Origin of the sequence: Photorhabdus africana (genome assembly GCF_035181445.1) — a bacterium.
Classification (GTDB): domain Bacteria; phylum Pseudomonadota; class Gammaproteobacteria; order Enterobacterales; family Enterobacteriaceae; genus Photorhabdus; species Photorhabdus laumondii.
On record NZ_JAXBVE010000210.1, the window covers coordinates 1 to 368 of the forward strand.

1 protein-coding gene is annotated in these 368 nt (G+C 51.4%); it reads right to left on the reverse strand.

Annotated features, from left to right (window positions below):
• On the reverse strand, positions 1-368 hold a 368-nt coding region (locus SLS51_RS23435), incomplete at both ends, for a hypothetical protein (RefSeq protein ID WP_323840867.1).

A 368-nucleotide genomic window follows, 5' to 3' on the forward strand; every position in this document is an offset into this window, starting at 1 on the left:
CTGCAACCGCCAGGCTGTAAAAATCCCCCTCACCTATCTTAATCGCCAGATTATTGCGCGCATAAGCGGCATTAACCGCTAAACCCTGCCCCACCTGGATATTGGCGTTACTCTGCCCTTTCATGACCGCCACATTCAGGCCATTGCCCACTTTGGTATTGACGTTATATTTCCCCCACGCCACGTTAACCGAAATACCCTCACCCACATGAGTGTTAATATTAGCGTCGCCATGCGCGGCGGTGACATTTAAGCCGTTGCCTATTGTCGTGGTCACGTTAGCTTTCCCTTTCGCCGACGTCACCTGCATACCGTCTCCCACTTTGGTGACAACATTGCCTTCGCTCCATAAGGCATTAAAGCTGTCT